The sequence below is a fragment of the Maridesulfovibrio frigidus DSM 17176 genome (genome assembly GCF_000711735.1).
Taxonomy (GTDB): domain Bacteria; phylum Desulfobacterota; class Desulfovibrionia; order Desulfovibrionales; family Desulfovibrionaceae; genus Maridesulfovibrio; species Maridesulfovibrio frigidus.
In genome coordinates this window covers 808,433-832,624 of sequence record NZ_JONL01000001.1, presented here as the reverse complement: position 1 = coordinate 832,624, position 24,192 = coordinate 808,433, and the positions used below count along the sequence as shown (strand labels likewise).

22 protein-coding genes are annotated in these 24,192 nt (G+C 42.0%); 16 read left to right on the top strand and 6 right to left on the bottom strand.

Features of this window, described 5'->3' with window-relative positions:
* Nucleotides 1-105 precede the first annotated feature (105 nt).
* The 6 genes from BR06_RS0103885 to BR06_RS0103860 all read left to right on the top strand — a co-directional run bounded on the left by BR06_RS0103885 (nt 106) and on the right by BR06_RS0103860 (nt 6,971).
* Nucleotides 106-1,695: an SDR family oxidoreductase gene (locus tag BR06_RS0103885; RefSeq protein WP_084154011.1), complete on the top strand. Its 1,590-nt coding sequence runs from the start codon at nt 106-108 to the stop codon at nt 1,693-1,695.
* Nucleotides 1,696-1,718: 23 nt separating this feature from the next.
* Nucleotides 1,719-3,071, top strand: coding sequence for a deoxyribodipyrimidine photo-lyase (locus BR06_RS0103880; RefSeq protein WP_031480322.1), 1,353 nt, complete (start codon nt 1,719-1,721; stop codon nt 3,069-3,071).
* 134 nt (nt 3,072-3,205) lie between these two features.
* Nucleotides 3,206-3,568 carry a hypothetical protein gene (locus BR06_RS0103875; protein ID WP_031480320.1) on the top strand — a complete coding sequence of 121 codons (363 nt, stop codon included), beginning with the start codon at nt 3,206-3,208 and terminating at the stop codon, nt 3,566-3,568.
* A 246-nt stretch (nt 3,569-3,814) separates the two neighbouring features.
* A complete protein-coding gene (locus BR06_RS0103870) occupies nt 3,815-4,495 on the top strand; it encodes an ATP-dependent zinc protease family protein (RefSeq protein ID WP_051676899.1) in 681 nt (226 codons plus the stop codon).
* Nucleotides 4,485-6,020 carry a UUP1 family membrane protein gene (locus BR06_RS0103865; RefSeq protein WP_031480316.1) on the top strand — a complete coding sequence of 512 codons (1,536 nt, stop codon included), beginning with the start codon at nt 4,485-4,487 and terminating at the stop codon, nt 6,018-6,020. The genes BR06_RS0103870 and BR06_RS0103865 overlap by 11 nt, the downstream gene beginning before the upstream one ends.
* A complete protein-coding gene (locus BR06_RS0103860) occupies nt 6,021-6,971 on the top strand; it encodes an alpha-L-glutamate ligase-like protein (protein ID WP_031480314.1) in 951 nt (316 codons plus the stop codon).
* An 89-nt stretch (nt 6,972-7,060) separates the two neighbouring features.
* On the opposite strand, the gene BR06_RS0103855 is transcribed toward BR06_RS0103860, so the two are convergent.
* Together BR06_RS0103855 and BR06_RS0103850 are read right to left on the bottom strand one after the other, a co-directional pair.
* Complete coding sequence (locus BR06_RS0103855; RefSeq protein ID WP_031480312.1) at nt 7,061-7,657, bottom strand: tetratricopeptide repeat protein; 597 nt, start codon at nt 7,655-7,657, stop codon at nt 7,061-7,063.
* Nucleotides 7,658-7,671: 14 nt separating this feature from the next.
* The gene (locus BR06_RS0103850; protein WP_031480310.1) at nt 7,672-9,570 is read right to left on the bottom strand and encodes a heme lyase CcmF/NrfE family subunit; all 1,899 of its coding nucleotides are present in this window, start codon (nt 9,568-9,570) and stop codon (nt 7,672-7,674) included.
* A gap of 486 nt (nt 9,571-10,056) precedes the next feature.
* Here BR06_RS0103850 and BR06_RS0103845 point away from each other — a divergent pair, with 486 nt between their 5' ends.
* From BR06_RS0103845 to BR06_RS0103830, 4 genes are all read left to right on the top strand, one after another.
* The gene (locus BR06_RS0103845) at nt 10,057-10,293 is read left to right on the top strand and encodes a thioredoxin family protein (protein ID WP_031480308.1); all 237 of its coding nucleotides are present in this window, start codon (nt 10,057-10,059) and stop codon (nt 10,291-10,293) included.
* Between the two features lie 19 nt (nt 10,294-10,312).
* Nucleotides 10,313-10,738 carry a thioredoxin family protein gene (locus tag BR06_RS0103840; RefSeq protein WP_031480306.1) on the top strand — a complete coding sequence of 142 codons (426 nt, stop codon included), beginning with the start codon at nt 10,313-10,315 and terminating at the stop codon, nt 10,736-10,738.
* Nucleotides 10,739-10,741: 3 nt separating this feature from the next.
* A complete protein-coding gene (locus BR06_RS0103835) occupies nt 10,742-11,440 on the top strand; it encodes a cytochrome c biogenesis CcdA family protein (RefSeq protein ID WP_031480304.1) in 699 nt (232 codons plus the stop codon).
* Nucleotides 11,441-11,591: 151 nt separating this feature from the next.
* Complete coding sequence (locus BR06_RS0103830; RefSeq protein ID WP_031480302.1) at nt 11,592-12,476, top strand: mechanosensitive ion channel family protein; 885 nt, start codon at nt 11,592-11,594, stop codon at nt 12,474-12,476.
* A gap of 132 nt (nt 12,477-12,608) precedes the next feature.
* Here the strand turns inward: BR06_RS0103830 and BR06_RS0103825 are convergent, their stop codons facing one another.
* Both BR06_RS0103825 and BR06_RS0103820 read right to left on the bottom strand, forming a co-directional pair.
* On the bottom strand, nt 12,609-13,223 hold the full coding sequence (locus BR06_RS0103825; protein ID WP_031480300.1) for a BON domain-containing protein: 615 nt from the start codon (nt 13,221-13,223) through the stop codon (nt 12,609-12,611).
* 81 nt (nt 13,224-13,304) lie between these two features.
* The gene (locus BR06_RS0103820) at nt 13,305-13,610 is read right to left on the bottom strand and encodes a putative quinol monooxygenase (protein WP_031480298.1); all 306 of its coding nucleotides are present in this window, start codon (nt 13,608-13,610) and stop codon (nt 13,305-13,307) included.
* 272 nt (nt 13,611-13,882) lie between these two features.
* Here BR06_RS0103820 and BR06_RS0103815 point away from each other — a divergent pair, with 272 nt between their 5' ends.
* The 5 genes from BR06_RS0103815 (at nt 13,883) to BR06_RS19585 (ending at nt 18,863) form a co-directional block, all read left to right on the top strand.
* On the top strand, nt 13,883-14,848 hold the full coding sequence (locus BR06_RS0103815; RefSeq protein ID WP_031480296.1) for a glycosyltransferase family 9 protein: 966 nt from the start codon (nt 13,883-13,885) through the stop codon (nt 14,846-14,848).
* Between the two features lie 217 nt (nt 14,849-15,065).
* Nucleotides 15,066-15,425, top strand: a complete 360-nt coding sequence (locus BR06_RS19590; RefSeq protein WP_169738215.1) for an STAS domain-containing protein — start codon at nt 15,066-15,068, stop codon at nt 15,423-15,425.
* A gap of 328 nt (nt 15,426-15,753) precedes the next feature.
* Entirely contained in the window at nt 15,754-16,122 is a 369-nt protein-coding gene (locus BR06_RS0103805) for a response regulator (protein WP_031480292.1), read from the top strand.
* A 41-nt stretch (nt 16,123-16,163) separates the two neighbouring features.
* Nucleotides 16,164-17,120, top strand: a complete 957-nt coding sequence (locus BR06_RS0103800; protein WP_051676897.1) for an HD-GYP domain-containing protein — start codon at nt 16,164-16,166, stop codon at nt 17,118-17,120.
* 123 nt (nt 17,121-17,243) lie between these two features.
* Nucleotides 17,244-18,863 carry a glycosyltransferase gene (locus BR06_RS19585; RefSeq protein WP_051676896.1) on the top strand — a complete coding sequence of 540 codons (1,620 nt, stop codon included), beginning with the start codon at nt 17,244-17,246 and terminating at the stop codon, nt 18,861-18,863.
* Between the two features lie 6 nt (nt 18,864-18,869).
* On the opposite strand, the gene hpnA is transcribed toward BR06_RS19585, so the two are convergent.
* Nucleotides 18,870-19,862: a hopanoid-associated sugar epimerase gene (gene hpnA, locus BR06_RS0103790; RefSeq protein WP_031480286.1), complete on the bottom strand. Its 993-nt coding sequence runs from the start codon at nt 19,860-19,862 to the stop codon at nt 18,870-18,872.
* Between the two features lie 147 nt (nt 19,863-20,009).
* Nucleotides 20,010-23,336, bottom strand: coding sequence for a PAS domain S-box protein (locus tag BR06_RS19580; RefSeq protein WP_051676895.1), 3,327 nt, complete (start codon nt 23,334-23,336; stop codon nt 20,010-20,012).
* 254 nt (nt 23,337-23,590) lie between these two features.
* On the opposite strand from BR06_RS19580, the gene BR06_RS0103780 reads away from it, so the two are divergent.
* Nucleotides 23,591-24,055 carry an EVE domain-containing protein gene (locus BR06_RS0103780; RefSeq protein WP_235727657.1) on the top strand — a complete coding sequence of 155 codons (465 nt, stop codon included), beginning with the start codon at nt 23,591-23,593 and terminating at the stop codon, nt 24,053-24,055.
* Nucleotides 24,056-24,192 lie beyond the last annotated feature (137 nt).

The window sequence follows — 24,192 nt, the reverse complement described above, 5'->3', positions numbered from 1 at the left end:
CATCTTTAAGTGCTATATAGTTAGGGTGATTTTTGAACGATAATTGGAAAAGTCGGGTTGCCTTTGGCTTTAACCCTTGTCCTGCATAACTTATATTGAGGGATCATGTCTGACTTGATAAAAAATCAAAGTGGTGAATATTCATTGGATAATATTTCCCGTGAAGACCGCAGTAATTATATCATTTGTGTCCTTGGTGCGACTGGTTATGTCGGCGGTAGGCTTGTTCCTGAATTACTTGAAAAAGGTTGGCGGGTTCGAGCTGTGGGGCGTTCAATATCCAAACTTAAATGTCGTCCATTTGCCTCACATGAGCGCTGTGAAGTTGCCGCTGCTGATCTTTTTGATTCCTCATCATTACTGAATGTACTCAGTGGATGTTATGCCGCCTATTACCTCGTGCATTCCATGCAGGGTAGTGGAGGAGATTTTGCGGCAAAAGACCGTACTGCCGCACAGAATGCTGTCCAAGGAGCACAAGAAGCCGGACTTGAGAGAATCATATATTTAGGAGGATTGATCCCTGACGATCCGCACATCAGCCATCATTTGAAATCACGGGCTGAAGTCGGCGAGATTTTGTCAGGCGGTAAAGTCCCTTGCACCATATTCAGGGCGGGCGTAATTCTCGGATCAGGTAGTGCCTCATTTGAAATGATCCGCTATCTAGTAGATCGTTTACCTGTGATGATAACCCCGAAATGGGTACAGACAGAAACTCAGCCTATCAGCATCCGTGATGTGGTTTTTTACCTTGCCGGAAGTCTTGAACATTCGGAGACAGTCGGAGATGCTTTCGATATCGGTGGTCCTTATATTGAAACATACGAACGGTTGTTTCGAATTTATCAGGACGAAGCAGGATTACACAGACGTCTAATAATACCTGTCCCACTTCTTACCCCGTACCTTTCATCGTGCTGGCTTGGACTGGTTTCTCCCATCCCTCTAGGCCTTGCCAGGCCTCTAGTTATGGGGCTCCGTAACCGGGTGGTTTGCAAAGATTACCGCATTCGTGACATTATGCCATGTGAATTGACTGACTGTCGTTTAGCCATACGAAGGGCGCTCGATAAAGTTCAGCAACAGATTGTTGACTCGTGTTGGTCTGATGCAGGGGCAATCAGCAATCCTGAATGGGCCGCCTGCGGTGATGCTGGCTATGCTGGAGGAACTGTTTTTCATACGGCATACCGGATCAAGCTTGAGGGTTGTCGTGAAAAATTATGGAAAGATATTCTCGGAATCGGCGGAAAAAACGGCTGGTACAGTTGGAATTTTCTATGGCAAATTCGCGGCCTGATTGATAAAATTTTCGGCGGTGTAGGTCTTAATCGGGGACGTAGGAACTCTGAAAATGTTATGGTCGGCGACGCATTGGATTTTTGGCGGGTTATTGATGTTCAGCCGGACGAGAGACTCTTGCTGCTTGCGGAAATGAAAGTACCAGGCGAGGCGTTACTCGAATTTACGCTGGAACCGGAAGGGGACGAAAAGACTGTGCTGACAATGACGGCCCGCTTTTTACCCCGCGGAGTTGGCGGGCTAGCGTATTGGTGGAGTGTATATCCGTTTCACAGCATAGTTTTCAAGGGGATGGCAAAGGCACTAGCTGCTAATACTTCATGTAAAGTTCTAGAGGGTCCGACTCTGATAAAGGGTAGTGCTCCTAGGTGCCACTTGCCGAAAGTGTAACAATCAAATCAAGCAGGAACCTTATGCGGGTGAATGAAAAACGTATTTATGCCCTGAATGATATATCAAATATCGGAAATCCTGATAGTTGCGGTGGTCCCGTGCTTTATTGGATGAGCCGTGAGCACCGTGTTCAGGATAACTGGGGGCTGATTCATGCTCGTATGCTAGCTGGGGATTCGCGTCCGCTGGTAGTTGTTTTTGTAATGTCGCCAAGTTTTATGTGTGCTACTTTTCGGCAGTGTGATTTCATGCTTAAGGGGCTTGAAGAGGTTGCCGGAGGTTTATCGAAGTTAGGTATTCCATTTGTTCTTCGCGTGGGATCTCCTGCCGCTGAGCTGGTGAAGTTTGCAAATGAAATTGGTGCGAGTGTTGTGGTCACTGACTTTAATCCATTGAAAATGGAACAGTCGTGGCAGAGGGCTGCCGCTGGTGCATTGCATATTCCGCTTATGGAAGTTGATGGACGAAACATTGTTCCTGCCCGCTTTGTTTCAGATAAACATGAATATTCGGCCCGCACTATCAGGCTTAAAATACATCGCCTTCTCTTTGAATTCTTAGAAGAATTCCCAAAAATAACACCTATGAATATTTCTCCTCCCGATGTCGATCCCCCGGATTGGAATGGAGCTTATCGAGCTATTAATGTGGATAGGTCAATTCTGCCTGTTGAAACTGATCCTGGAGAGATTGCAGCAAGCATAGCGTTGCAGTTCTTCATCAAAAATAAGCTTAAAAATTATGCAGAGAAGCGTAATGACCCCAATGCAGAAGCCACTTCTCGTCTATCCGCATATTTTAATTTTGGGCAATTAGCCCCGCAAAGAGCTGCTTTGGATGTGCACGGCACAGGTGGCGGTGAAGGACAGGATGCGTTCTTGGAAGAACTGATTGTCCGCCGTGAACTGTCAGAAAATTTTTGTTTCTATAATCCAGATTATGCATCCTTAAACGGAGCACCCAATTGGGCAGTTAAGACTCTTGATGAGCATCGAGCTGACCCGCGTCAATACGTATATACCCGCGAAGAATTTGAGCAGGGACGTACGCATTCTCTTTTGTGGAATGCAGCCCAGAACCAAATGCGCAGGACAGGGTATATGCACGGTTACATGCGGATGTACTGGGCTAAGAAAATACTAGAATGGTCACCTTCGCCTGAGGATGCACTCAAAACGGCGATAATATTAAATGATCGTTATCAGCTTGATGGAAGGTCTCCGAATGGATACGTGGGGGCTCTTTGGTCCATAGCGGGATTACATGATCGTGCTTGGAAGGGGCGGCCTGTTTATGGAACTGTTCGCTATATGAATGAGCGTGGGTGTCGTCGTAAATTCAATGTAAATGAGTATATTTCTCGTTGGAGTTGATATTGAATAGTTAATTAAGTATGTTAGATCATTCTTAAAAACTTTGTAAAGAATTACAAGAAATAGTTTTATAATAGATTTGTTGGTGTTACACTTAGGCTTCGAATAACTTAAACCGATTCAGGAGGCTTGTTATGGCGAATATGGATTATCCAGGACCATGCCCGAGTTGTCTAGGGATTGACGGTTGTAGCACTGAGGAAGGTAAAAAGAAGGCTGTTAAAAATTACTGTAAAGGTCTTGAAATGGAGCTTAACTCATGGAAAGCTCGCCTTTATGATGTTTTAGCAGATGATAAATCTTCTGTCCTCAAAGATCAGATTATTATGATGAAGTCCATCATGAGAGAGCTTGATGGTGTTGTTGAGCAAATGCAGGAAATTTGTCCTGTAAGCTTGGGTGAAGAAGAGAAGATGATCACAGGTAAACTTGAAGATTTGCGTGTACATTACACAAAAGCTTTAGAAGTTATCTCTCCTGGATGGTTTGGAGGCTGATTCGCAGCCTGATTTTGAATAGTGAAAGGGCCGATTCTATTGGAATCGGCCCTTTTTTTGTGGGCGATAAATATTTGATTGTAATAGATTCTTAATTGAATTTAATGTACTTTTTAAGTCGCTATTCTTGCAAAAGATTTAACAAAATTTGTTAAGAATTGGCTTTGAGGGTTTCTTTATCAATCAATGGGGTGCTTGTTCTCGTTTTAGTGATTAAATTTAAGTTTTTGCCAGGAGTTATCGCAAATGAAATTATGGGTATCTGTTCTACTTTTAGTGCTGGCATTTACGCTTGGTGCTTGTGGGCCGAAGCAAACGCAGTCTTCCGATCCTACTGTATCTGTGAAAATGGAAGATAGCGCGGCTAAACCCGCGGCTAAGGAATCCAAACCGGAAGTTAATGAGGCTGCGCCTGTGCTTAAACTTAAACCTGAATCTAAGTCCGAAGCAGAAGTAGAGCCTGCACCGGAGGTAAAAAAGCCCAAGTCTTTTAATGATATGCTTATTATCGGTCAGAAAGAATACGTTTTTATTGATGAAGCAAAAATGAAGCTTGCTGCTAGAATAGATACAGGTGCAACGACTTCTTCAGTAAGCGCAACTAAAATTCAGCGTTATGAAAGGGACGGAAAAAAGTGGGTACGTTTTACAATGACATCTCCCGCTGGACAATCTGTTCAAATAGAGCGGCCGCTAAAGCGTGTTGCTTCAATTAAACGTCACGGGATGCCCGATCAGGAAAGGCCCGTTGTTGAACTACACGTGATTCTTGGGTCCATAAATACTAAATCAGAATTTACTCTGACTGATCGTTCCAAGTTCGAATTTCCCGTGCTTATCGGGCGTACTTTCTTAGGTGGCAGGGCCGTTGTTGATGTCACTTTAGATTACGAAACTTCACCGATGAGCGATGAAAATGAAAAATAAAAATAAGAATCAGTTACTTATTCTAATCAGCTTACTTCTTATTTTAGGAGTTGGTGTTTCGGTTTATAAGATTTCAGTTCTTGGCTTTTCACTGTCGCCTGATGCGAAGGAAACCGTTTGGACCGTTGAGGCCGCGGTAACTTTTGTTGCAGATGGTGGACCTGTGGAAGTTTCTTTGAATATGCCGGACAATCTTAACGATCTTGTTGTTGCCAATATTCAGGAGCAGGCTCCGGGGTTTGATTTTAAAAGCGTCGTTAAAAACGGTTCAAGCCGTGGAATATGGACAGCTAAATCCGCTACTGGACCCCATAAAATTTATATGCGGGCGGATGTTTATCGTCAGGATGTTGCCGGAGTAAGGTCTGCTAAAGGGCGTGAGAACGGTCCGAAAATTTCGATCCTAACAGGTTCTGCTAAGACTTTGGCGGATTCATTGATTAAGGATGCCAGAAAAAAAGGCAATGATCCTGTAATCGTTTCGAAGGAATTGCTCAGACTTATGAATCAGCCTGAGTTAAATGTAAGCTCTTCAAGGCTTCTTGAGATGAAAAGTGAGTTCGGCGGATCTCTTGGTCTTGCACAGGTTTTACTTAATCAAGCCGGAGTTACTTCTCAGCGGGTTAAGGGACTCTTTCTTAACGGTGAAGGCAAAAAACGTAAGATTAAAGGCTATTTGGAGATTAAAAAAGGTGATTCGTGGGTGATGCTTGATCCGGCGAAGGCTACTGAAATTGACTCCGATTCATTCCTACTCTGGCAGGTCAATAACGAGTCTATGCTGGAAGTGATAGGCGGAAGTAAATCAAAACTTTCCTTTTCGACTGTTACTACCAAAATTTTGGCGAATCAGGTTGCAATCGATACTGGTCTGAATAAAGACTCTCTGCTGATAGATTTTTCAATTTACAGCCTACCCTTGCAGGCGCAGAATTCATTTAAATTGCTATTGTTGATTCCTTTCGGAGCCTTAATTGTCGTTATTATGCGCAACCTTGTGGGCGTCAGTACCTCGGGAACATTTTTGCCGATTTTGATCGCATTGACCTTTTTGCAGACTTCTCTTCTGGCTGGATTAGCGTTGTTTTTACTTATAGTTAGTGTCGGGCTTGTTTTGCGGTCATATCTCAGTCATTTGAATTTGCTGCTTGTTCCGCGAATATCGGCAGTTCTGGTTTTTGTCATTATCATCTATCTCGCCATTTCGGTGATAAGCTATAAAATGGGCAGCGATGTAGGACTTCTGGTTACGTTCTTCCCGATGATCATTATCTCGTGGACCATCGAGCGTATGTCTATCTTATGGGAGGAGGAAGGTCCGAAGGAGGTTTTTATTCAGGGTGGCGGAACACTGCTGACAGCATCTCTTATCTATCTTTTGCTATCTAATCGTTTCGTCGGGCACCTGACTTACTCTTTCCCCGAACTATTGCTGGTTGTGTTGGCTGTAATCCTGATGATCGGTAGCTATACCGGATACAGGCTTAGTGAACTTCGTCGCTTTGAACCGCTTGGAAGGGACTAGATGCTACGTTTTATATCACCATCAAAATTGCGGGAGCATGGCATTGTCGGCATGAATATGCGAAATGTGCGGCATATCGCCGAGAATAACCCACGGCATTTATACCCCAGTGTAGATGACAAATTGAAGACCAAAATTCTTGCTGAAGCTGCTGGAATTGCCGTCCCGAGATTGCTGGGAGTTATCCGCGTTCAAAAGCACGTTAAGCAAATGGTACCATTTTTAAAGGATGAGCCGAACTTTGTCGTGAAGCCAGCCAAGGGAAGCGGCGGAAAAGGGATACTCGTAATTACGGGCCGTGAGGGTGATGGTTTTGTGAAGCCCAGCGGAGAAGTCATTGATGAGCATGATCTTCATCGCCATGCATCAAATACCCTGAGTGGATTATTCAGTCTTGGCGGAAACCCTGATGTGGCAATGATTGAAGAAATGGTGCAGTTTGCGGACGTTTTTGAGGGGTTCACTTACCAAGGGGTTCCAGACCTTCGAATTATCGTTTATAAAGGGTTTCCCATAATGTCCATGGCGCGCCTTTCCACAGCAAATTCTGATGGTAAAGCAAATCTTCATCAGGGCGCAGTTGGCGCTGGTATAGATATCGGAAAAGGGCGCGCACTACTTGCTATTCAGCATGGTCTGCCTATTGAAGTTCACCCCGATACGAAGAGGCCATTGTCTGAATTGGTTATTCCGGACTGGGTGGAATGTTTACGTCTTGCATCGAGTTGTTATGAAATGACCAAGCTTGGCTATCTCGGCGCTGATATCGTTTTGGATGCGAATAAAGGGCCGCTCATACTTGAGCTGAACGCGCGTCCGGGCCTCGCAATTCAGATGGCGAATGGGTATGGGCTTAACCCGCGTGTAGATCTTGTGGATTCGGTTGCTGATCAGAATTTATCGGTGGCTGAGCGGGTAGACTTTTCCATGAGAGAATTTGGTAAGTTGTAATTAATACGCAGTAACTAGTAAGTCTTAATTAGGTTGAATGAAGCTGAATTAAAAACGCCCATGCGGATTGTATCCACATGGGCGTTTTGTTATTTTCTAGCCAGTTCTTGTTTAACTGCGTCGATTAATTCTTTGTGGTCAGGGTTGATATCGAGAATCTTTTGCAGATATTGGGCCCCTTTTTCTTGTTGTCCTAACTCGTGCCGTAGAATCATTCCTAAGTAATAGTAGGAATGGTAGTGGCCCGGATCAAGTTTTACTACCTTTTCAAATGTTTCAACGGACTGCATGGTTTTATCCTGCTTCAGCTGAACTACTCCGTATAGGTATAAAGCGTCTTTGTTTTCCGGCTGGAGTTTGATCAATCTTTCTAAGAAGAAAGCAGCTTTATCCAGCGAATTCATGTCTAAGAATAACTCGCCAAGACCGTAAAGAGCTTCGGTGTCATTCGGATCTTCATTCAAGCTCTTCATCAGGTGCGCAATATGACCGCTTTGTTCTTCGCTCATAGCTGCACCGGCAGGATTGGATTCCCCGCTCTGACCAGAATTCTGAGCAGAAGGACGAGCTTGCTGAGACGGCTGTTGCGATTTCGACATGAATGAGAACATAAGCATTAGAACTAATCCTGCCGCCACTGTCAGAATCACAGTTTGTTTTCCCCGAAGGTTTGCATTGTTTTGCATTATATTGCTCCTGATTATTTGGCGTCAGAATCAGACGTTTTTTTCTTTCTTCTTGGGAAGAATACTATAAACGGGAATAGCGTGGAAAGTGTTCCACCTACCCAGATCCAGTTAACCAGCGGGTGAACGCTGACGGTTAACGGCTCAAGGCGACCGTTACTGATATCGTGAATTGTTGCGTATACTTCTTTGCCGAAACTGAAGATGGTTGATACTTCAGAATGCGGGTGATCGTTAGTCGAGTAAGTCAGCTGTTGAGGATGAAGTACTCCAACCATATCGCCGTCCTTGCGAACTTCAATATTCGCCATCACTGATCCGACAGCTTCGGTTTTAGACTTGGTAAGGTCCTTATAAGTAAATTCATAACCTGAGAATTCAAAGGACTGTCCCGGTGAGACTGCTACCCGATGTGTTGTTGAGTAAGGCCCTGAGATAGCCACACCGACGATCATAAGTGCTACACCTAAATGTGTGCCGTGGGCGGTCCAGAAACGTTTGCTGGATAATAAGTTGTTGCGTAGGGCAAGCATGATGGTGGAAGCAATGACTCCCGATCCGGCTCCGAAGGCAACAAGAGGAAGTATCATTCTTATGCCGCTGAACCATGCTGCTCCGCTTAGGCATAAAGCTGTGAAAACAGAAACACCGAGGCCGTATTTATCCTGAACTCCTTCTTTCCATGAGAACCATGGGCAGATGAGAAGGAGTAAGCCCATCAAAGTGAATAGAGGCATGGTAACTGTGTTGTAGAAACCTGCGTTAACACCTACTGGATTAGCTTCCCAGCCGAGGCTGATAACAGGCCACATAGTACCAAGGAAAATGACTGTTCCAAGAGCAATGAAAACCCATACCGCAACGACTAAGAGTCCCTGACGGCTGAAGGCTTCTGCTTCCAGTTTAGTCTTTTTAGTGTTGGCAAAAAGTGCCGCTGTTAAAGTCAGGAATAGATATAAGATGATAAAAGTCAGCAGTAATCCACCAACTCCGCCTCCACCAAATGCGTGAACGGATTTAATGATACCACTACGAACAATATATGTACCGACGACACATAGAAGGAATGTGAGGTTTATCAGTACGATATTGACTCTTTTGAGCACTCCGTATCTGTGTCCAAGAATTGAGGTGTGAAGGTATGCTGTTGCTACGAACCACGGAATGATTGAAGCATTTTCTACCGGATCCCATGCCCAGTAGCCGCCCCAGCCAAGTTCCATGTATGCCCACCACGCGCCAAGGACAATTCCGGCGGTCAAAAAGGACCATGCTGGAAGCACCCAGTTGCGGGTGAGTTTCATCCATGAATCATCACCTTTGGTGATTGCCATTGCGATGGCTAAACAGGCTGGTACAGTAAATAGTCCGTATCCGAAGAACAGAAGCGGCGGATGGAAGGCCATGCCGGGGTTCTGTAGTAGCGGATTCAGCCCTGTTCCATCGGCTGGTGGATGAAGCAGCTCAATGAATGGCTGACTTGCAGTTGTGAGGATGAATAGGAAAAATGCCTGAATGGCGAAATATACCATCCAGTAGGCGATTTTCGTTTCCTGCGGGAGATCTGCATAGTTCTTGGTGCGGAGAAAAAGTGTTCCGCCAACTGCTATAATGAGCAGCCAGAAAAGTAGAGAACCGGGACGTCCTGCCCAGAATGCTGTTGCAGCGTAAAGGTTAGGTAGATCTATGCTCGTATAATCCGCAACATATTTAAATGAGAAATCACGCGTCATCAGTGCGTAAAGCAAAACTATGCTGGAGATTGATATTAAAGAAATGACAACGAGTTGTCCTTTCTCTAGCCATTTAAGTGAGCTATTTTGACCTTGCCATGCATTTAGACATCCCCATGCTGCTGCCGCAAGCGAGATGAACATGGCGAGAACTAGAGTCATTTCCATTACAAAATGCATTACCCCTCCAAACAATTAACGAAATTCATAAGTTTGGCGAACCACTTTTCGCCACCATCGCCACCCAAAACATCCCTCGCGACCCATATTGGAGAGTGTGATCTATAAGAAAACTGTAAAAGTGCACTGTATTAGTATGGTTTGCACAAACTCGTATATTAGCAATTAATGGTCCATTTTCTAAGATACCGAATTAAATGCGTAAATGTAAAGTGTTAAAGTGGCTTTGTGCAAACTATTGCATGGGTGTGCAAGGTGGATGTGCAGGATTATATGGTAATGTGCTGTTGTGCAGAGTATTTGACAGAAAGATGAGAATGTTTGACTAACGGTAAAATAAAGCTCTTATTTTAAAACTCGCAGTTGGTAGAAAATAATGATGGATTGGTATTATAAAGCATGGCAAGGTCTCCACGTATTGGGTTTATATATAATGTGTCTTGGCTTGTTTCGGTGTGTATATTTAATGTATTGGAGAAATACATGATAAAAATTCAAGTGATGGGTCCTGGGTGTTCGAAATGCGCACAGGCTGAAAAAGTAGTGAGAGAGGCTGTTGCCGAATCAGGTGTTGATGCAATTGTTGAAAAAATAACTGATTTTCAAGATATTGCATCCTTCGGGGTGATGTCTACTCCGGCTGTGGCTGTTAACGGAGCTGTTAAAATTACAGGGCGATGCCCTAGTAAGAAGGACGTTCTCAGTTGGTTAGAACTATCTTAAAGTATATCAAGGTATGAAAATGAATAGAAAGTTAGTGGTTATAATTTTGCTTGCTGTTGTTACAGGCTTTGGAGTTTATTCTTTCGTTAATAATAAGGCTGAGTCTCATGCGTCCGGCCCCGCGATTTCAGATCTTATTTCTGGCAAGCCACAGGTTACGCCCATTCCCGGTATGGTAACTATGGTCGATCTTGGCGCGCATTCGTGCGTTCCCTGCAAAATGATGGCACCAATTATTAAGGAACTGTCTGCGGAATATGAAGGAAAGGCTGCCATTGTTTTTATTGATGTCTGGCAAAACCCGGATGAAGGAAAGAAATACGCCATTAGCGCTATTCCTACCCAAATTTTTTATGACGCAGACGGGGTGGAAAGATATCGTCATCAAGGTTTTTTTGATAAAGCCGCCATTAAGGCAAAGCTTGCAGAGCTTGGGGTCAAATAGGGAATGGATCAATTCTTTTTAACTATTAATTCATGGATAGTCAGTGATACCGGTTTTGCCGCACTGGGGTGTTTTCTATGGGGTATTGTAAGTATTCTGTTTTCCCCATGTCATTTAGCCTCAATCCCATTGATCATAGGGTATGTCGGCGGGCAGAACAAACTTGTGGAAGGTAGAAAGGCCGCCCTTTACGCTATATTATTTACTTCGGGGTTGTTTATTACCATTGCGCTGATCGGAACTATATGCGCTGTTCTCGGTAGAATGCTGGGTGATATAGGCCCTTGGTGGACAATCATTGTCGGTTTGATTCTAATCTGGGTTGCTCTGGATATGCTAGGTATTGAGGGATGCTCAATTTCGGGCAATCTTATGGGCAATTTGAAGCTTACCGGTATGAAGGGGGCTTTTTTGCTGGGGCTTGCATATGGAGTTCTTTCCGGTTCCTGTACTTTTGGATTCATCGCCCCGATTCTTGCTATCATCACAGTTCAGGAAAAGATTGCAAACGGTATTATTCTCATTGTATTATTTGCGCTAGGCCACTGTTTGCCTATTGTTCTTGCAGGAAGTTCTACCGCTTGGGTTCGGAATCTGCTTGCGAATAGTTCCTTTAGTCAGGCAAGTAACTGGTTTCGTAAATCAGCTGGGCTGATTATAGGATTGTTAGGAATATATTTCATCATAAAACCTTTTGTTTAAATTTCGCTCAAAATTGGTTATTAATCTTTAGGCGTGATCGCTATTACCGGAAAATTATAATTGCAAATTTTATAGTAAAGACAGAATTGTTCAATGCAGTTCTGTCTTGCTATTAGACAGATGTCTTAACCCTCTAAACACAAGAAAAATTATGAACGGTACCGAAAAATCACTTTTAGATATTCCACTTGATGATCCTCTCGCTCTTTTAAGTCCTGATTTTATAAGCAGCTTAGTTGAGAGAGGTATTAGCTTTGCAAGCCTCTATGGGATTAAAATTATAGTTGCTCTTTTAGTTCTGCTTGTGGGACGGCTTGTTGCAAAACAGTCTGCTAATCTTGTTGGTAAGGTTATGTCTAAGGCTAAGATCGATGATATCTTAACCTCATTTATCCAGAATATTATCTATTATATGATGCTTGCCGCGTTTGTGGTTGCAGCTCTCGGGCAGGCTGGGATTAATATCACGTCATTCCTTGCTGTTCTCGGTGCTGCCGGTCTTGCTATCGGTTTGGCGCTTAAAGATACTCTGTCAAATTTTGCCGCCGGAGTTATGCTTATAGTTCTTCGTCTTTTCAAGAAGGGAGACTATGTTACAATTGCCGGAACTTCCGGGACTGTTCAGACTCTTTCAGCATTTTACACCGAACTCTCTACCCCTGATAATCAGAAGGTGGTAGTGCCAAACTCGTCGATCCTCAGCTCCGTAATAATTAATACCACTGCCAATAAGACAAGACGCGTAGATCTCGTTATAGGTATTAGTTATGATGATGATATTCCAAAAGCTAAAGAAATTCTCGCAAGAATTCTTTCAGAAGATAGCAGAGTCCTGAAGAATCCGGCACCAAATATTGTGGTCGGGGAGCTTGGTGATTCGTGTGTAAATATTCTTGTGCGCCCATGGGTGGCAACTTCTGAATACTGGGGTTTGAGATGGGATCTGCTTGAAGGTATCAAAATTACCTTTGATAAGGCCGGGATCTCTATTCCTTATCCTCAGACTGATGTTCACTTGTACAAAGAGGAAAAGTAATTCTGAAACATATCTTACGCTATTTAAAAAAGTAATTAAGAGGAGCAAATGCTCCTCTTTTTTTTGGGAAATACATAGGCGTGAGCTATCGTATGGATTAGTACAGGATAGCTATGTGGCTTTCGCGGTAAATCAGTTGAAAAGATTTCGTAAAGGTTTTGGTCTATTACGTTTTGTTTCTTCCGAGGAGGGTGTTTGGATAAAATTAATAACTTTATCGGCGCCACTTATTTTTTTTAGTGAGTTAAGAGTATTTTGTTGCTCATCTGAGGTGAGAACTCCGAGAACCACCACCACATCTTGAACAACTTTTACTGTAAGTTTTGATGACGGATAGTCTGGTTCAAATATGGCGTTAATTTTAATTTCAAGCGCAGAGGATGTTGCAGTCTGATCTTGTTTGCTCTTTATAGGAAGGTAATAGCTGACTCCGTTAATCCCATCCAATTTTCCCGCTGCGGCTACTAGTTCTCTACTTTGCTCTTCAGTTTGAACTTCTCCCACTATAAAGCCGTGTCCCAAATAGACATATGTGCTTATGCTCAAGAGTTCAGATGGCATGCTGAGTAGTATTGTCTTATGAAGTTGCAACTGAAGTCTGCTGTCCTGTGCTTGAGTTTTGTATGTCCTATCATCTTTAGCTGCTTTGTACATTCTTCCAAAAGGGAGAAAACTGGCATGAGCAACAATCAAGCTGGAGAGTAGAAATAGCAATGTTATTAATAGAAGCTGTAGATATTTTGTCATGGTAAGCTTTTGGCAATGTTTCAGTTTAAATATAAAGGAAGGCCAAGGGCGGCCCTCCTTTATATGTGGAGGGGATGTTGGCTATTTGTTTTCAGGAATTCCATCAATAAAATTATATAGTTCTATTTCGAGATCTCCTTCCACTAATCCATTTAGGCTGGCTCCAAGTGCTTTGTAATGGTCAGTCTCAACATGAGCATCTATTGCAGCCTGCCCTGTATATTTTTCATATAAGTAAAAGGATCCCGGTTTGGTTGTGGATTTGTGTAATCGGTACTCTAAAGCTCCTTCTTCTTGGGCTGTCTCAGATACCATGTGAACTAATATTTTTTCAACATCTGCTTCTTTACCTTTTTTTGCCTTAAGAGCTGCTGTTAGAATAATCATGATAAATCTCCGCTTGTGTAGTTAAAGAATAGTGGACGTCTTTAGTCGGTATTTTCTGAAAAACTGAACTTTATTAAGCATGATATTTTTGGTTGTTGTCAAACATATTTATAATACCTCTGCTTTTATTGGTAATTAGCGTATACACGTTTGCTGCTAGTGTATAGCCTGTTTCGCGTGACAAATTAGTCTCTAATATGGCAGTACTGCATCAAGAACAAACGGTAGTTCTATGAGGTTACTTATCAAATTCAGGCAAATTCGAGATAAATATGAAAAGAATAAAATTATCAGGAACAGGCGGTCGGTGGTTGATTATTTCTAATGGCATTTTGGGGCACTCTTTGATGGTGCTTGCAGCTATTAAGGTTATTAAAGATCTCTATCCTGATTCGTATATCACTATGGTTGTAGATGATGGTAGTGCTGAGCTTGTTCGTGCCAGTCCTATGATCGATAAAGTTTGTGTTTTCAATCGTAAGACAGACTCATTGTTACGCCAATGGGAGCTGATAAAAGAATGGCGCAGAGATAAATACGATGCTTCCATCCATTTTCGCTCAGGAGTCCGCAACGAACTTCTCGCTTTTCTCGGCGGAGCTAAGGCGCGTATTGGTAATAAATTAAAAGGGTCATTTCAATTTTTGAATCACGTCGGAACTGATATTAAAGGGGTGCATGTTCTTGAAATGAGGAGTCATTTTATGAGTTTTGTCCTCGATCAAAAAGTGGAAGTTGATCCTCCTGTTCTACATCATGATCCTCAGGCTGAAGCTGAAGTAGAACAGGTTTTATCTCAAAACGGTCTGGAGCCGGGCAAGTACATAGTTCTTCACCCTGCCGGAAAGACATCTGGCGGTTTGGGGTGGTCTCTCGAGCACTGGGCGGCAGAAGTTGCCAAGATCGCAAAGGTATTACCGATTGTTGTTGTGTGTGCTCCATTTGAAAGGGAAGCTGTTAAAAAAGCTTTCAAGGGCGATAATATTTTTCACTTGGGCGGGAGTGTTGCATTTTTGTCGGAGGTTATTTCACAGGCTGGCTGGTTCATGGGGAACGATTCTTCTCCTGCTCACATGGCAGCTATTTGGGGGAAGCCTCGCGTTATTGTTTATTCAAACGGCCCTGAAGAGTTCGTTAAATGGTCTCCGCTTCACCCGGAAGAGTGTAGAGTTGTCTTGAAAGAAGAATTTGTCGAAAAAGGCCTCGCTGAGCCGCTTGAATGGCTTTTTATGCAGTAAGAAGGGTTTTGCATCTGCGTAAAGGATTTTTATAGGAGCTTGATTTTAGAATGCTGGAAGGAATGGCATCGAATATGCAATTCTTACTTCTATGACATACAAGCACACAATAGACAGTATTAACTTATTGAAGAATCGGGTCTTTTTGGACAATCTTCCTGGTCAAGATTTTGACGGGGGGCGGAGGTTCGACTCTGGGGAGGGTCGCACTACTTCTTTGCCTTTTGATTTATCGGAAGAAGTGAGAGATGAATACACTATCCTTTTTCTGCAAGGGGTCTACAACACCCAAACCATAAAGCACATGAAGCCGCGTTTGTACGAATTAGCTGAGGAGTGGGGCTGTAAGATAATTGTTGATCTTAATGAGGCCCTCTTTATAGATGTTTCCTGTCTTGGCGCTTTTTTGAAGGCGCACAGGACTGAACTTCGCAGGGGTGGAAATATTGTTTTTGTTAACAGAAACGATCACATTCGTAACGCTTTTGAAGCCGTGCAAATGGATAGGATTTTAAATATTGTTCCTAATCTTGCTGAAGCGCATGATTTTTTTGCAGCTAAGGAAGAGGCTATATAGTTTATGGTTGCAATTTAGCTTAAGACTTTTTGTTATGAGTTTGCTTGCTAAGGTCCCGTTTTCTTTATTGAGAGCGGGACTTTTTTGATGTGATCAGTAAAAAAAATGGTCATGAGAGCTAACTTACATTTAGTGTTCTTAAGCGTTTAATGTTAGCGTTCACTTTGCTTGGCTTAATTTATAATTAATTGTTTACAATTATACATATGGGCAGTGACGTTTTTTTGTTGTGGTAACTCAACATAAAAGATGTTTAGAAGTTGATTCTGTTGAAGGCGAGTTGATTCGTTTAATGTTAAAATGCCCGCCTTTGTAAAGGGGAGTTGAAATGTCGCACACTGTATTGGTTCTAGATGACGACACATATGTTCGCGAAAGTATCGGAATGGCTTTAGAAGATAGTGGTCTGAGAATTTATCAGGCTGAAAGTGCTGAAACTGCGCTTAAAGTTTTAAACACAGTTCAAGTTGACCTAGTTGTCGTTGACTTGCGACTTCCTGGAATAGACGGAATCGAATTCATTGATGCGGCTATAACGCTATGGCCGGAATTAAAATTCATTGTTTACACAGGCTCTCCTGAGTATAAAATACCAGTAGAGCTCGAGAATGCTGTGCGAGTGTCAAACACCATTTTTTTGAAGCCGCTACCTAATTCAGATGAAATGCTTGCAGAAATTGAGCGTATGCTAAGTTAATATTTGTAGTATTTTCGGTTACTTTTATAGGGAATTTATAGATGGCTAAATTCGATTCAGATTACGCACTTTTCGGAACCCTTGCGGCTGATTTTCAAGAGGATGTATGTGTTGGCTCAACTCCTGTTACATATGCAAATTCAGCGAGTATAGAGCTTTACGGAGATTTGAGAGGGGTTACTTTTTTAGAGATAATAACGGAAATTTGCGGTGACCCGAAAGAAGCTCAACGCTTAATAGATCGTTTGGTTGCTGAACGAAAGTTACTAGTAGAAGGCTGTCTTTCTGGTAAAATAGTCAAATATCATTCGCGTATCGTTGATTGCGGGGACCCAGCAAATATTGATGTAGCTCACATTATCCAAGCTGGTATAACTGACATCACCGAAAGTGCTACTCTGAAAAAGTTGCTTTATGGCACTTCTGAGGCGTTAAAGAGAGCAGCCAAGGCCGCGGATGAAGATACGGGAATGCATATAATGAGAATTAATAATTATTCTAAACTTTTATCTGAGCTTCTGGATTGTGATGAAAGATTTGTAGAAGAGATTTCAAAATTTGCGCAGTTGCATGATATTGGTAAGATAAATGTTGCTGATATTGTTAGACTTCCTAGGAAATTAACAGATACAGAGTTTAGCAAAATCATGAAACATACGACATATGGTGGCGATATGATTGAGGGACTAGGCGGTCTGGAAATGGCCCACCATATTGCCCTTGAGCACCATGAAAAGTGGGATGGCAGTGGCTATCCGAAAGGAAAGAAAGGGTCAGAGATTTTTCTGGAAGCTAGAATTGTTGCAATAGCAGATGTCTTTGACGCACTGGTTTCAGAAAGGCCATATAAGAAGGCTTTTAGCTATGAGAAAACTTACGAGATTATCAAAAACGGGGATGGACGGGTTATGCCGGCACATTTTGATCCCGATGTTTTACGTTTATTTTTAGAGCATTATGATGATTTCGTTGAGCTGCATATGAACTCCAAGGATTAAAACTGGCTCACCATTTGCTAATAGGTTCTAATCGGTCAATAATTTGAGTTCGCCAAAATAAGCCCTGATTAATAATGAATATTTGCTTAATACTGGATATATGTAGATTACACAGGAGAAGTCATGACTGCTGATTTTGAGTATTTGCCAGCTGGAATTACCAGCGAACTAAATTTTTTGGATCTCGATGAAGTTTGTCTTCACTATGTTACTCATATTCGAAATTTTGTTTTGGATGAAGATCTTGGGGCAGCATATTTTAATCGCTTTGCCGCGGACGAAGGTCTTAATTCAAATGCTAACGGAACAAAATGTTTCATTCATTTAATCAATAAGCTGGTTAAACTTGCTCCATTTAATCCTTCTATTCTGAATATATTTAATCAGTTATATCCATCTCCAGAAGTAAAGGCGAAGTCGCTTTTGCTTACAAAAGAAAAACTAAATACTTCATTGCAAGCAAAAGTTGAGCATTTTGTTAAACGCGGTAAATATGCTCAAGCTCATGCTGAAGTTTTTTTAGAATTTGAAAAAGATAAAAGCAGTGTCATCGTTGCAGACATGCTTGCTGAATTAGATATTCAAGCTGGTATTGATATTGATCAGTGGGTTGACACGATGAGTATTCATGAAATTTTTGAAAAGGATTTTGCCTGCCGTTTAGCTGTTTTGTACGCTAAAAATGGGCATGCTGAAAAGGCGTTGCAATGCTGGGAAAAGGCTGACGATTTGGGCGCTGCAGGGTCGGAAGTCGTTTATAATTTTATGGCGAGCAGTTCTCAAAAACTAGGCGACAGCAAAAGGGCGATTGAATTTTACGGCAAATCTCTGGAACTGGACCCAATTCAAATGCCTATTTCTCTGGCTAAAAGAGAGCTTGAGAAACCGTTCGTTGTCCGTGAAGATGCGCTTGCTGGTACGGATGTTTCTATTTGTGTCTACTCTTACAATAAAGCAGATTTACTGGATATGACTTTGAAGAGTGTCTGCGAATCTTCGATCGGCGAATGTGAAATAATTGTGTTACTTAACGGTTGCTCTGATGGAAGTCTTGGTGTCGTTAAAAGTGCGCAAAAATCATATCCCCAAATTGCAATAGAATTGATAGATATGCCAATAAATATGGGGGCACCTGCTGCACGTAACTATCTTGTGAATCACGTTATGACTTCACGTAAGAGTGAGTATGTGGCTTTTCTTGATGACGATGTGACGTTGCCTGCAAATTGGTTGGAAGCTTTGGTTACTGCAATTGAAGAAGACTCAAATATTGGTGCGGTAGGCTGTAAGGTTGTGAATCCTGATGCATCGCTGCAATATCTTTTCAGGGATGTATCTATTGTGAAGGGGGGGGCATTCCGTCTCAGTCTCGGCATTCCTTTTTGGAGTAAAGATCCCGGATTTTATGATGTGCGCAGAGATGTTGATACTGTAATGGGGTGTTGTCATCTCATGAGGCGTGAGTGTTTCGAAAAGGTTCCTACTTTTGATATCTGTTTTTCACCAAGCCAGTTAGATGATCTGGCTTTCCATCTAGACTTGCGTCTGGCTGGTTACACTGTAAGGTATCTTGGCCAATTGGAATGTGTTCATCACAGATCGACAGGTTTTCAGGGGGTTCACAAAAGGGTGTACGGGAATTCACTGGGGAATGACGTCAAATTTTATTACCGATTCTTAGAGCATTTTGATCAGCTTAAAAGTTGGCAGAAGAAAAGAAATATGAGTCTTTTCTTAAAGTAGGCTCGATTAATCCAGCATTCCATTCTTTTTGAACCATTGGATGGAATCTTCAACAGCAAGTATTGCGGGACGATGAGTATAGCCTAGTTCGGTTTCAGCTTTCTGAGAGCTGTAGAACATAATTTTACTTGCCATACGGATGCTGTCTAAAGTTGCGGTAGGCTCTTTTACCAGACCTAGTCTAGTAAGAAGCTCACTGATAATTGCAATTGGGTAGAGAACTGCCGGTGGAACTTTGCACATGGGGCCTGGTTTTCCGGCTGCATGTGCGGTTATGGCGAAAAGTTCTTTCAGGTGCATGTTGTCGCCTCCAAGGATGTATCTCTGTCCAACGATACCTTTTTGAAGAGCAAGAACGTGACCGTGTGCTATATCCCCGACATGGGCGATATTAAGGCCTGTTTCGGCATAAAATCTGCCGCCGTCGCGGGCAGTATTTAGAATCATGGCTCCAGTCGGTGTGGGGCGTGAATCTCCGGGGCCGACTGGTGTAGAAGGATTAACTATTACGGCCGGAAGACCTTTCTCTTTTACCATTCTGGAAACAGCTTTTTCAGCTAGAAATTTGGATTTTTTGTACGGGCTGATCATGTCATCAAGGCAGGAAGCCAGTTCTTCATTCGCAGGATTTCCATCGGCATTGTAGCCCAGAGTGCAGACGCTGGAAGTGTATACAATGCGCTCAATCCCCGCTTCAAGGGCTTTTTCCATCAACAGTCTGGTTCCATCCACATTGGTCGTGTACATGGACTGCGGGTCAGGAACCCATAGCCTGTAGTCGGCTGCAAGATGAAAAAGGTATCGGCAGCCTTGCATTGCTTTTTCAATCGCTTTTTCATCATTAAGATGTCCGGCGCAGATTTCTACCTCGTTGTGTAGAATTTTCTGAGCTTTAACAGGATCTCGGACTAGAACCTTTACTTTATAACCCTGCTCCAAAAGAAGTGGGACAAGGTTTGAGCCTATAAGTCCGGTCGCGCCGGTGACAAGTACATGCATTAATGGAACTCATTTATAAGGAGTTGACGTAATGAAAGCGAAAGTGAAAAACAAGCAATTGTAAATCGTATCTGCAAGGCAATTACTTATCTAACGGGCGCTATAAGTCAAGAACGGTAACTATTCTAAATTCAAAATGGATCGTTTTTACGAGGTTACTTTCTGAAGAGTTTTTTCCAGCAGGTCCCATTCAAATGGCTTACTTATGTATTCATCCATTCCTGCACTAATCGCTTTCTCTTTATCTTTGTTGGTTGCGTGCGCTGTCAGCGCAATGATTGGAATGTGCTTGATGTCAGTGAACTCCTCCGAATTACGGATTATTTTAGAGGTTTCAAATCCATTCATTATGGGCATTTGAACATCCATTAAAATTGCATCAAATTTATTGTCACGAAGTTTTTCTAAACATATCTCTCCATTTTCGGCGCAAATGACGCGGTGTCCATTTTTTTCCATAAATTTTTGAGCCATGAGGCTATTCACTTTCTCGTCTTCAACTAAAAGGACATTCAGTCTGCGTGATGGGGGGAGTATAGGTATTTCTGCTTTTTCTACAGAAGTCCTGGCGACTATTTCCCCGACAAGTATACAGAATGTAACGGTTGTCCCTGCCCCGTATTCGCTTTCAAGAGTAATTTTTCCTCCCATAAGTAAAACTAGTCTTTTTACGATGGAAAGACCCAATCCCGTACCTTGGTATTTTCTGGAAAGGGATCCGTCTACTTGTGTAAATGACTCAAATATGTAGTCGATTTTACTGTCTGGTATTCCAACTCCCTCGTCTTCAATAGAAAATAAGATCCGGTGTTTACCTGGTGTTGAGGTCGGAAGTGAATATACTTCAATTCTTATCGATCCTGAATCTGTAAATTTTATTGCATTTCCAAGTAGGTTGAAGAGTATCTGACGGATTCTTCCTTCGTCGCCTGTGTAGCAGTTTTTAGTTTCAGGGCTGAGATATGAACTTAAAATTACTCCTTTGTTGTTTGCTTGAACTTTAAAAAAGTTGAGGCATTGCTCAATAAGTTCTTCTAAATTAAACGGTTCATTGTAAATATCAAGCATTCCAGCTTCAATTTTAGTGAAGTCCAGAACGTCATTCAAAACCCTCAGCAAATTGCGTGAGGATTGAAGCGCTGTGTCAATGTGTGAAAGTTGTTCGTCCTCAAGTTTGGTTGCTTTTAGAAGCTGGAGCATTCCCATGACGCCGTTAAGAGGCGTTCTTATTTCATGACTGATGTTTGCCAGAAATTCGTCTTTTGTTTGGTTGGCCAGCTCAGCTGCTTCTTTTGCCTCTGAAAGCTCCGTTTGGCTTTTTAAGCGTTCAGTAATATCGTGAACGATTGAAATGAGTCTTACTTTTCCGTTTACCTCAAATGGTCCTGAAAAAATCTCTACATTTCGCAATTCTCCATTTGCTTTCCTGTGTCTACCCATTATGTTTGTGAGTCTTTTTAGTGTAATTTTTTCTATTATTTTAACGACTTCTTCTTCTGATAATGTGTTGAGGTCGGAAATTTTCATTTGAAGTAATTCTTCTTTTGAATACCCGTAATAAGCTTCAGCAGCCTTATTAGTGTCTAGTATTCTCCCGTCTGAAGTGTCCAGAATATACATGACAGAATGATTGTCTTCAAAGAAAGCACGGTAGTGCTCCTCACTTTCGCGTATGGAAAGTGCAGCAGACTTATGTTTGCTAATGTCCTCAAACGCAACGCCCAGTTTATCTCCCGGAAGGAAAAAAGTGCGAACTCTGTATGAATTTATAGTGTTATCATTTTCGCTTTTAAATGAAAGATCTTCAGATACGAAGTCCTGCCCTGTGTGCAGAGGGGATAGGAAGTTGTCTAGAATTCCCTGCTCACAAGAACCTGGCCATACTTCTTCAAATTCACGCCCTTTCCACTTCTTCAGCTTGCGTCCGGTAATATTTTCCGCTGCTGGGTTGGCATCGACTAGTGTTAGCGAATTCGGTGCCTTGTATTGATATATAATCAGACCGGAGGGGATTGTTTGAAATATGTCTCGTGTTGATCTGGACAGCTCATCAAACCGCCTACGTTCAATAGCAAGTGCAATCTGGTCTGCGCAGGCAGAAAAAAGCTGCAGGTCTTCCGGAGTATATTGGGTTGGATTGTCATAGTCTTGGATAATTAAGACGCCTATGGGGTTGCCCCTGACACGAAGGGGAACGCCAAGCCAAACCTCAGGTATTATCCCGTGAACCTCTAGTGCTCCTGTTTGCTTTAGGTCAATCAATATCTCTTTAGAAAGATGAACGGTTTTGTTGCGGTTGATAGGTAAAAGGCTAAGACTCTTATTTATAATTGATGAAATATTATTGATTGCTGGACATGATTTTGTCGTTTTGTCTGCGCAGTATTTATATTCTAAAGAATTCTGTTCTTCGTTAATTAGAGCGACAAGGAAGTTCTCTGCTCGAAGTTCTTTGATCATAATGCCGTGAATAGACTTTAGAAGATCATCAATGCTGTCTGAAGATTGAGCGTGGCTGGTAATACTGTACAATACATCCTGAATATGGCGGGTATGCTCGAGTTCTTTGTCTTTGCGGAGAATGTCAGAAATGTTTTCAGCATATATTGCGACGCGCGTAACTTCTCCGTCCTCTATGACGGGATAAACATTATGAAGAAAGCTCATTCCATCTCTTTCATCTCTAAAAGATAGGGGCTTTTTAGTTTGTAGTACTTTTGTTAGTTGATTACGCCTGTGTTCCGTCACATCTTCAGTCATATAATCAGTGATGTTTTTTCCGATCAGATCGGATTGCCCTTTACCGAGGGTTTCAATTACCGTCTTATTGAGATGAATAATTGTACCATCTAATTCCAATAGTACAATTGATTGATTACTTGCATCGAGTAGGGCTTGGATGTTTTTTTCAGTCTTCCTTGCGCTGATTTCAGCTTTATTTCGTTCTTCGATTTCAATCTTGAGCTGTTGATTAATAATCTCTAGTTCGTGAGTTCTTTCCGCAACGCTTCGTTCAAGTTGTTTCAGGTAAGTTTTTTGTATTTTCTCAGCTGATTTGCGTGCAGATATGTCACGAGCAATAGAAAGGATCATCGCTTTGCCCTTAAAATCAAACTTTCGCGCGCTAATTTCAACCGGAAGGAGGGTGCCGCTTTTTGTTATAAGATTTGTTTCAAATCGTGCTTTATTTTCACCTTTGAATACTTTTTCAATTCTTAAACTATCTGAGTTGTGAGTTTTAGCGAGGAGGCTTTGGGCTGGCTTTTGTAAAAGTTCATCTTTGGTGTATCCTAGAGATTCACATGCGGCATCATTCACATGGCTAATCGGACCTCTCTCGCCATTCGGGAGTACTTCAAACATGATAATGGAATCTTCAATCCCACCAAAAAGCTCGCGAAACTGGTTTTCGCTTTGAGCTAGATCTGCTTTAAGCTGTGCAATATGTATGTTTTCTTTTTCGTCGCTCTTCATTTAATCCCCGTCAGCACGCAATTTGTGCAGTATTCTCTTGATGCTATGTTTAATCGATACACCAGTAGATGTTTTTTTGCTACCATATCTTTGATCGTTCCATTGGTTAATCCTTTATGTTGTATCTTTATGCTGTTATGCGCTGAGTAAGGGCTGATATGCTGGCTCAGGCATGATCGTAATTAGAAAAATTATTAGATAATTTTATTATGAAATTTTTGAAATAATACATTTGCAGAAGATAGGAGGCGGGATTGACGAAATATTGGTTGATGAAATCCGAGCCGGGTTGCTTTTCAATTGATGATTTAGCGGAATCTGAAAATCAGACCACTCCTTGGGATGGCGTACGCAATTATCAAGCCCGCAACTTTATGCGGGATCAGATGGAGATTGGTGACCGTGTTCTTTTTTACCACAGCATAAAGAATCCTTCTGTTGTTGGAACCGCTGAAGTTGTTAAAGAGAGTTATCCTGATTTTACAGCATGGGACCCTGATGACCCTCATTTTGATCCTAAATCTTCGGAAGAGAATCCTCGTTGGTTTATGGTAGATATTAAGCTTGTAGAAAAATTTTCAAATCCTGTACCCCTTAAATTTTTGAGGACAGTTAGCGGGCTTGAGGGTATGGAATTACTTCGAAAAGGATCCAGACTCTCAGTTATGCCTGTTGCGGAAGATGAATTTAATATTATTTGCAGGATTGGAAGAGAATAATTTTCTTGTTTTTATGTAATATTCTTTGATTACAGCAAACTATCTTGCTTAATATAGATAGATTATTAGTGTATTACCTATGTAGTTTACAATTTGTGAAATTACTATGTATAGTCACTCGCTTCTCTTAAAGTGTC

Excerpts from the sequence above, each read along its gene's own strand:
- BR06_RS0103885 (WP_084154011.1), top strand. The coding sequence starts at position 106 with ATGTCTGACTTGATAAAAAATCAAAGTGGTGAATATTCATTGGATAAT.
- BR06_RS0103880 (WP_031480322.1), top strand. The coding sequence starts at position 1,719 with ATGCGGGTGAATGAAAAACGTATTTATGCCCTGAATGATATATCAAAT.
- BR06_RS0103875 (WP_031480320.1), top strand. The coding sequence starts at position 3,206 with ATGGCGAATATGGATTATCCAGGACCATGCCCGAGTTGTCTAGGGATT.
- BR06_RS0103870 (WP_051676899.1), top strand. The coding sequence starts at position 3,815 with ATGAAATTATGGGTATCTGTTCTACTTTTAGTGCTGGCATTTACGCTT.
- BR06_RS0103865 (WP_031480316.1), top strand. The coding sequence starts at position 4,485 with ATGAAAAATAAAAATAAGAATCAGTTACTTATTCTAATCAGCTTACTT.
- BR06_RS0103860 (WP_031480314.1), top strand. The coding sequence starts at position 6,021 with ATGCTACGTTTTATATCACCATCAAAATTGCGGGAGCATGGCATTGTC.
- BR06_RS0103855 (WP_031480312.1), bottom strand. The coding sequence starts at position 7,657 with ATGCAAAACAATGCAAACCTTCGGGGAAAACAAACTGTGATTCTGACA.
- BR06_RS0103850 (WP_031480310.1), bottom strand. The coding sequence starts at position 9,570 with ATGCATTTTGTAATGGAAATGACTCTAGTTCTCGCCATGTTCATCTCG.
- BR06_RS0103840 (WP_031480306.1), top strand. The coding sequence starts at position 10,313 with ATGAATAGAAAGTTAGTGGTTATAATTTTGCTTGCTGTTGTTACAGGC.
- BR06_RS0103835 (WP_031480304.1), top strand. The coding sequence starts at position 10,742 with ATGGATCAATTCTTTTTAACTATTAATTCATGGATAGTCAGTGATACC.
- BR06_RS0103830 (WP_031480302.1), top strand. The coding sequence starts at position 11,592 with ATGAACGGTACCGAAAAATCACTTTTAGATATTCCACTTGATGATCCT.
- BR06_RS0103825 (WP_031480300.1), bottom strand. The coding sequence starts at position 13,223 with ATGACAAAATATCTACAGCTTCTATTAATAACATTGCTATTTCTACTC.
- BR06_RS0103820 (WP_031480298.1), bottom strand. The coding sequence starts at position 13,610 with ATGATTATTCTAACAGCAGCTCTTAAGGCAAAAAAAGGTAAAGAAGCA.
- BR06_RS0103815 (WP_031480296.1), top strand. The coding sequence starts at position 13,883 with ATGAAAAGAATAAAATTATCAGGAACAGGCGGTCGGTGGTTGATTATT.
- BR06_RS0103805 (WP_031480292.1), top strand. The coding sequence starts at position 15,754 with ATGTCGCACACTGTATTGGTTCTAGATGACGACACATATGTTCGCGAA.
- BR06_RS0103800 (WP_051676897.1), top strand. The coding sequence starts at position 16,164 with ATGGCTAAATTCGATTCAGATTACGCACTTTTCGGAACCCTTGCGGCT.
- BR06_RS19585 (WP_051676896.1), top strand. The coding sequence starts at position 17,244 with ATGACTGCTGATTTTGAGTATTTGCCAGCTGGAATTACCAGCGAACTA.
- hpnA (WP_031480286.1), bottom strand. The coding sequence starts at position 19,862 with ATGCATGTACTTGTCACCGGCGCGACCGGACTTATAGGCTCAAACCTT.
- BR06_RS19580 (WP_051676895.1), bottom strand. The coding sequence starts at position 23,336 with ATGAAGAGCGACGAAAAAGAAAACATACATATTGCACAGCTTAAAGCA.